Annotated in this window: 8 protein-coding genes; 6 read left to right on the top strand and 2 right to left on the bottom strand. The window is 71.1% G+C overall.

What is annotated here, in order from left to right; translation table 11 throughout:
• The 5 genes from ACQKIP_RS35980 to ACQKIP_RS36000 all read left to right on the top strand — a co-directional run.
• Positions 1-257, top strand: a 257-nt coding sequence (locus tag ACQKIP_RS35980; RefSeq protein WP_427745099.1) for a hypothetical protein, incomplete at its 5' end; no start/stop codon positions are given.
• Positions 244-1638 (top strand): amidase, encoded by a 1395-nt coding sequence (locus tag ACQKIP_RS35985; RefSeq protein ID WP_365864566.1) that lies wholly within the window; start codon positions 244-246, stop codon positions 1636-1638. The genes ACQKIP_RS35980 and ACQKIP_RS35985, both read left to right, overlap by 14 nt.
• A 71-nt stretch (positions 1639-1709) precedes the next feature.
• The gene (locus ACQKIP_RS35990; protein ID WP_365864565.1) at positions 1710-2270 is read left to right on the top strand and encodes a TetR/AcrR family transcriptional regulator; all 561 of its coding nucleotides are present in this window, start codon (positions 1710-1712) and stop codon (positions 2268-2270) included.
• Between the two features lie 199 nt (positions 2271-2469).
• Entirely contained in the window at positions 2470-3348 is an 879-nt protein-coding gene (locus tag ACQKIP_RS35995; RefSeq protein ID WP_365864563.1) for an MEDS domain-containing protein, read from the top strand.
• Positions 3348-3770, top strand: a complete 423-nt coding sequence (locus tag ACQKIP_RS36000; RefSeq protein ID WP_365864562.1) for an ATP-binding protein — start codon at positions 3348-3350, stop codon at positions 3768-3770. The genes ACQKIP_RS35995 and ACQKIP_RS36000 overlap by 1 nt, the downstream gene beginning before the upstream one ends.
• A 38-nt stretch (positions 3771-3808) precedes the next feature.
• Here ACQKIP_RS36000 and ACQKIP_RS36005 read toward each other — a convergent pair whose 3' ends face one another.
• Positions 3809-4495 carry a class I SAM-dependent methyltransferase gene (locus ACQKIP_RS36005; RefSeq protein WP_365864560.1) on the bottom strand — a complete coding sequence of 229 codons (687 nt, stop codon included), beginning with the start codon at positions 4493-4495 and terminating at the stop codon, positions 3809-3811.
• A 95-nt stretch (positions 4496-4590) separates the two neighbouring features.
• Between ACQKIP_RS36005 and ACQKIP_RS36010 the strand changes: the two genes are divergently transcribed.
• On the top strand, positions 4591-5211 hold the full coding sequence (locus tag ACQKIP_RS36010; protein WP_365864559.1) for a helix-turn-helix transcriptional regulator: 621 nt from the start codon (positions 4591-4593) through the stop codon (positions 5209-5211).
• 16 nt (positions 5212-5227) lie between these two features.
• Here ACQKIP_RS36010 and ACQKIP_RS36015 read toward each other — a convergent pair.
• Positions 5228-6717 (bottom strand): alkaline phosphatase family protein (locus ACQKIP_RS36015; RefSeq protein WP_427745100.1); only part of this gene is annotated, 1490 nt, incomplete at its 5' end.

Genomic DNA, 6717 nt, shown 5'->3' on the forward strand with positions numbered 1-6717 from the left:
CCGCCGATCTCACCCCGCAGGAGGCCGCCCGCGGGGCTCTCCGGGCGGGGCTGCCGCTGGAAAGCGACCGTCACGAGGCGGTGGCGGCGACGGCCAATCACATCCACTCCGTCATCGCCACGCTGAGGGAACTGGACTTCGGGGACACGCCTCCCGCCATGGCCTACACGCCGGACACGGCGCGCACGGTGCGCACGGCGGAGACGGTCGACGCGGCGGACGCCGCGGGACAGGAGAACGTCCATGCAGCCGTATGAGCTCTCACTCGCCGACGCCGCCCGCGCGGTGTCCGCGGGTGAGCTGTCGCCGGTCGATCTGACCGAGTCCGTCCTCGGTCGCGTCGAAGCGGTGGAATCGCGCCTCCATGCCTACGTCACCGTCGCCGCCGACGCCGCCCGGGCGTCGGCGGCCCTGGCCGAGCGCGAGATCGCCCGGGGTCGGCTGCGCGGTCCGCTGCACGGCATCCCCATGGGTCTGAAAGACCTGATCGACGCCGAGGGCATGCCCACCACGGCGAGCTCCCGCGTCAGGGCGGACCATGTCGCCGAAGAGGACAGCGTCGTCGCCGCGCGCCTGTCCGCGGCCGGTGCGGTGCTGCTCGGCAAGACCCACACCCACGAGTTCGCCTACGGCCTCACCACCCCTCAGACGCACAACGCCTGGGACCAGGGCCGGGTCGCAGGCGGGTCGAGCGGAGGCTCGGCCGTCGCCGTCGCGGCGGGAGAGGCCACCTTCGCACTGGGCACCGACACCGGCGGTTCGATCCGCGTCCCCGCGGCACTGAACGGCGTGGTCGGCCTCAAGCCGACGTACGACCTGATCTCCCGGCGCGGTGTGACATCCCTGTCCTGGTCCCTGGACCACGTCGGCCCCGTCACCCGCACGGTTCGGGACGCGGCGCTCGTCCTCGCCGCGCTGGAAGGGCCGCAGCAGCGTGAACCGGGCGGTGGCGCCGCCGCGGAGGCCGGTGACCTGACCGGGCTGCGGGTGGGCGTGCCGCGCAACTACTACTTCGAGCGTGTCAGCCCGGAGGTCGAGGCCAGCGTGCGCCGGGCCATCGACCGGCTCCAGGAGCTGGGAGCCGAACTCGTCGAGGTCGAGATCCCGATGACGCGCTACATCCAGGCCGTCCACTGGGGCCTGATGGTTCCCGAAGCGACCTCGTACCACGAGCGAACACTCCGCTCGACGCCCGATCTGTACGCGGCGGATGTCCGAGTCCTGCTGGAGGCGGGCGAGTTCGTGACCGCCGGCGACTACCTCCGGGCCCAGCGCGCCAGGACCCTGATGCGCGACGCGTGGGCTCAGATGCTCGGCCGGGTCGACGTGATCGCCGCCCCGGCGGTGCCGATGACGGCCGTCACGTCCGGTCAGGAGAGCGTGGAGTGGGCCGACGGCACCGTGGAAGCTGTCTCCGACAGCTACGTCCGCCTCTCCGCACCGGCCAACATCACGGGCTTTCCGGCGCTGACGCTGCCCGTCGGCCAGGACCGTGCGGGCATGCCGATCGGCATGCAGCTGATGGGGCGCCCTCTGGACGAAGCGACGGTCCTGCGGGCCGGGCGCGCCTACGAGGTGGCCGGAGCGGCAGCGGCGGCCGGAACGGCTGCGGGGCAGCTCGCTCCGATAGCGGCTTGAGGACACCCTCCCACCGCTCCGCAGCAATCACTAGAAGCAATAAATTAGCGTTAAGGCGTTAAGGTGGAGCCATGAGTCCCAAGCCCATGGCCCGGCCCGGAGGGCGCAGTGCCCGGGTCCAGGAGTCAGTCCACGCGGCAGTGCGTGAGCTGCAGGCCGAGTCGGGGCGCGAGGCGTTGACCGTCCCGCTGGTCGCGGCCCGCGCGGGAGTGACCCCCTCGACCGTCTACCGCCGGTGGGGGGACTTGCAGGAGCTTTTGTCCGACGTCGCCGTCGAACACCTGCGCCCCGAAGCGCCGCCCGCCGACCTCGGCAGCCTGCGCGCGGACCTCGGGGCCTGGGCGGAGCAGTTCCTCGACGAGATGGCGTCCCCGCCGGGGCGCGCGTACATCAGGGACGCACTCCTCGGCGACCCGGACGGGAGCAACGCCGGCCAGTGCTCCGCCTACGCCGCCGACCAGATCGGCATCGTCCTCGCCCGTGCGGCGGAACGGGGCGAGGCGGCCCCGGACGCGGAACGGGTCATCGATGAGGTTGTGGCGCCGATGATGTACCGCATCCTCTTCAGGCCCGGCCCGCTGGACGCCGCCTATGCGCGCGCACTCGTGGAGCACACCCTCGGGGAGTCCTGAACTCCCTTTCCGCTGGGGCCACTTGCCGAGCAGATCCAGTGCGGAACGCATCAGTTTCGGGCACTCTCGATCGCCGAGAAGGGGCGCGCCGTCAGTTAACGGTCGCTATCCGCAGGGGTCTGCCGCCGCGGGTACGGAGCGTTAGCGTTTGCCCCCCACTTGGTTCCCGTCGGGTCCTGCCGGGCCCCGGAGGTGAGACATGGCAGATACCGGCTCGGCGTCGGTCGGAACGATCCCGGTTCAGCACCTGCGCGCGGGTGACCACGCATTCGTCAGTTACGCCGACGACGATGCGGGCCGCGACGTGGTTTCCGCCTTTGTGTGGGCGGGGCTCGTGAAGCGCGAGAAGGTCATGGTCTTCGCCGCTCCGCACATGGAGGACGAACAGGTGTGGAACCGCCTCGACGCGCTGGGGGTACTGCTGGGGGCCGCGCGCCGGCAGGGCCAGTTGGTGCTCAGCAGCATGCGCTCGCTCATCCAGCCGCAGGAAGCGTTCACCCCGCACCGCCAGTGGGAGCGCATCACGGAGGAGACGGACAAGGCCCTGGAGGAGGGCTACAGCGGGCTTCGTACCTACATCGACATGCACTGGGTGGGCGACCTGGGCGCCGATGTCGAAGTGATGATGCACCGCGAGTCCCACGCACAGCATCTGTTCACCGGCCGCCCTTACACCGAGATCTGCGCTTACGACGCCCGGTGGTTCGCCCCCGGTGTCCTGGCGGCCATGCACAGTGCGCACCCCTGTCGACTGCTGCCCCACCTCGGTGACCTGCACGTGGAACACGCGGACGGCGTAGTGCGGTTGGTCGGCGAGGCGGACCTGGCCACCGGGGAGGAGTTCATCGGCGCCGTACGCGAGGGGCTCAGGCGCAGCGGGGATTCCCGGTCGCTGACCGTGGACCTTTCCGGCCTCGTCTTCCTCGGCGCGGCCTGTGCGGTGGATCTGCTGCGGCTGGTTCTCAAGCATGCGCACGTCCCGGTCCGAGTCGACTGCCCGCCGACACCGGCCCGCATCCTGCACCGGGCGGGCGCGAACCAAGTGCCCCACCTGGTGATCAATGAGGTGGGCCGCTGATGCCGACAGCGCCAGGGTCCCGCGAGAACCCGCCCGTCACCCTGCTGGAATCCCGCTTCGACCAGGACGACCTGCCAAAACTCCGGATGCTCGTCGAGCAGTACGCGGGCCACCAGGGGCTGACCGAGCCACGGCGCGGCGAATTCATCGTCGCCCTGGACGCCGTGGCGGTCAACGCGGTCGCGCATGCCGGCGGTGGCGGCAAGCTGATCCTGCAGCGCAGCAACGGTCATCTGGACTGCCACATCCATGGCGCGGGCCCCGGCTTCAGCGCCGACGTCATCCCCGGGCGGGTCCCCGCTCTCGACGGCGACCAGGGCGGGCGGGGACTGTGGCTTGCCGACCTGCTCACCGACGGGCTCGGCATCTCGACGGGGCCCGGCGGATTCATGGTGACCCTGACCGTGCGACTGCCCCGCTGACCCGGACGACTGCCCGCTGACCGGGACGGCCCGCGCGGTCAGTCCTGCCGGCCGCGGCGCCGCAGCTTGACGGTGTAGTTGGTCCGCGTGGAGGGCTCGCCGTCGGGAGCCGTGAGGGGGTGCTCATGGGTGTCGCAGACGAGTACGTCCCACTGCCCGGCCGGCAGGTCGAGGGAGGCCAGGACCTTCTGAGGAGTGGGGAAGTCCACGCCGGGGTGCGGTTCGGTCTCCCAGCCCGGGAACCCCATGTGGCCCACGATGAGGAGGGTGCCGCCCCCGGAGACGGCCGCTGCGGCGTTTTGCAGGATCTGCTCGCGCGGCATCTCGTGCAGGGAGTGCAGGAACTGGGCGCAGACCAGGTCGTAGCTGCCGGCCGGGAACGACGCGCCGAGATCGTGGTGCTGCCACTCGACGCGGTCGGCGACCCGCGCCTGGTCCGCGTGGCCGGCCGCGCGGCCGAGGGCGACACGGGAGATGTCGGTGGCGGTGACGCGCCAGCCCTGCCGCGCGAGCCAGATCGCGTCGCCCCCCTCTCCGCAGCCCAGGTCCAGGGCGCTGCCCGGCGTCAGACCCTCCGTCTCGCGCACGAGAGCGGCATTGGGCTCGCCGCTCCACAGCCGGTCGCTCTGGTCGTAGCGCTCGTCCCAGAACGCCTCGGCCGATCCGGCGGCGGGACCGCTGCGGGTGTCGGAGGCGTTGCGGGGATCGGTCTGCTGATCGCTCATGAGGGCTCCTTATGCCTGCTCGGCGGCTCTGCGGCAACCCTGCGCGCGGCCACGGCGGCTTGACAAAGATATTTGCCGCATCGGCAAATGGAGTGATGAGCGACGACACCGACCTCGCGGACGTGCTGACCGCCGTCGGCCCCCGGCTGCGGGCGCTGCGCAAGGCGCGGGGCGCCACCCTGGCCCGGCTGAGCGAGGAGACGGGCATCTCCCTGAGCACGCTCTCGCGCCTCGAGGCCGGGCAGCGCGAGCCGACCCTGAAGCTCCTGCTGCCGCTGGCCAGGGCGTACGGAGTGCCGCTCGACGAACTGGTCGGTGCACCCCAGACGGGCGACCCGCGCATCCATCCCCGCCCTTTCCTGCGCCACGGCAACACCTGGGTCCCCCTGACCCGGTATCTCGGCGGAATGCACGCCTACAAGCAGGTCATGCCGGTCGCCAGGAGCGGCACCCGGCAGAGGGCGCGCCCCGAGCAGGGCATGCACGAGGGGTACGAGTGGCTCTACGTCCTCTCCGGGCGCCTGCTCCTGGCCCTGGGCGACCACGACCTCGTCCTCACCGCGGGCGAAGCCGCCGAGTTCGACACCCGCACCCCGCACGGCTTCGCCAACGCCGGTGACATCCCGGTGGAGTTCCTCGCCCTGTTCGGTGCGCAGGGCGAGCGCATGCACGTCCGTGTCAGGGCCGGCGGCGACGAGGCGGGCGGCGGGGCCTAGGTGCCTTCTGGCGGGGTCAGGCGGTGCGCAGCGCGGGGTCGCTGGTGCCGGGCTCGCCCGTCTCCACGTGTCCGGCGAGCCTGCGCAGGTAGCCGCTGTCGCTGTCGGATCGCACGCGCAGGTCGTACCAGCGCTTGCTGTGGCCGAGGTCGACCCAGCGGCTCCTGCGGCCGCCCGCCGGGACGGTGACCTCGCTGCTCCTGTCGCCGTAGGCGTTGGTGACGGTCAGGCGGCAGGCGGTCCTTGCGGGGTTGGTGAAGGTGAGCCTGACGCGGCCGCTTTCCCGGTCGTGGTGGCCGGTGACTTCCGGGCTCGCGGTCGCGGCGGCCCCCTCGTAGGTACGCAGATAGCCGCCCGGGCCGTGCACGGTCAGCTCGTACGTTCCCTCGGAGGGGCCGGTGCTCCAGGTGTCGGAGAGCTTCTTGCCCGCCGCGGCGGTGTAGGTCCAGGGCCCGTCGTCGCGGTTGCCGGAGGTGACGAGGAAACAGGCGCCGGTCTCGTCACCCGGGGTGAAGGTGAGCTTGACGGTGCCGTCGGAAGGCTTGACGGCCGCGGTGACCAGGGGCGTGTAGGGCAGGGGCCGGGTGGGCCTCGCGCCCTTCTCCTGGCCGGGCAGGGCGGGGGCGGCGGGCGGCGAGGGCGTGTAGCTGTCGTGCCGTTCCTTGTCCGGTGGCTCGTAGGCGTCGGTGCTCGGCAGGTCCGCGCGCCCGGTGTGCTTGAGGCTGAAATCAAAGGCGGAGGTGAGGTCGCCGCAGATGGCCCGGCGCCAGGGGGAGATGTGCGGTTCGCGGACGCCGAAGCGGCGCTCCATGAACTGGATGACGGAGGTGTGGTCGAACACCTCGGAGCAGACATAGCCGCCGGTCGACCACGGGGACACGACGAGGGTGGGCACGCGCATGCCGAGCCCGTAGGGGCCCGCGCTGTAGCTGCCGTCTCCGGGGAAGAGGTCGAGGTCCGTGTCGACGGTGGACGCTCCCCAGGAGGAGTCCGCCGGAGGGTAGGGCGGCGGCACGTGGTCGAAGTAGCCGTCGTTCTCGTCGTACGTGATGAACAGAGCGGTCCTGCTCCACACCTCCGGGTCGGCCGTCAACGCGTCAAGGACCTGCGAGATGTACCAGGCGCCGTAATTCGCAGGCCAGTTGGGATGTTCGCAGAATGCTTCCGGGGCGGCGATCCACGATATCTCCGGGAGTTTCCCGGACTTGACGTCCGCGCGCAGGTCATCGAGGAGATCGCCGCCATTCTTGACGGTCGTTCCCTTGCGCGCCTTTTCGTAGAGGGGGTCACCCGGCCGGGAGTTGCGGAACTTGTTGAAGAACATCAGTGAGTTGTCGCCGTAGTTTCCGCGGTAGGCGTCCTCCAGGACGCCCCACAGGCCCTTCTCGGTGAGTCCGTCGCCGATGTCCTGATAGATCTTCCACGACACCCCGGCCTTCTCCAGGCGTTCGGGGTAGGTGGTCCAGTCGTAACCGGCTTCTTCGTTGCCGAGGACCGGTCCGCCGC

This window comes from Streptomyces sp. NPDC059900 (assembly GCF_050270335.1).
Taxonomy (GTDB): domain Bacteria; phylum Actinomycetota; class Actinomycetes; order Streptomycetales; family Streptomycetaceae; genus Streptomyces.

Excerpts from the sequence above, each read along its gene's own strand:
- ACQKIP_RS35985 (WP_365864566.1), top strand. The coding sequence starts at position 244 with ATGCAGCCGTATGAGCTCTCACTCGCCGACGCCGCCCGCGCGGTGTCC.
- ACQKIP_RS35990 (WP_365864565.1), top strand. The coding sequence starts at position 1,710 with ATGAGTCCCAAGCCCATGGCCCGGCCCGGAGGGCGCAGTGCCCGGGTC.
- ACQKIP_RS36010 (WP_365864559.1), top strand. The coding sequence starts at position 4,591 with ATGAGCGACGACACCGACCTCGCGGACGTGCTGACCGCCGTCGGCCCC.
- ACQKIP_RS36000 (WP_365864562.1), top strand. The coding sequence starts at position 3,348 with ATGCCGACAGCGCCAGGGTCCCGCGAGAACCCGCCCGTCACCCTGCTG.
- ACQKIP_RS35995 (WP_365864563.1), top strand. The coding sequence starts at position 2,470 with ATGGCAGATACCGGCTCGGCGTCGGTCGGAACGATCCCGGTTCAGCAC.
- ACQKIP_RS36005 (WP_365864560.1), bottom strand. The coding sequence starts at position 4,495 with ATGAGCGATCAGCAGACCGATCCCCGCAACGCCTCCGACACCCGCAGC.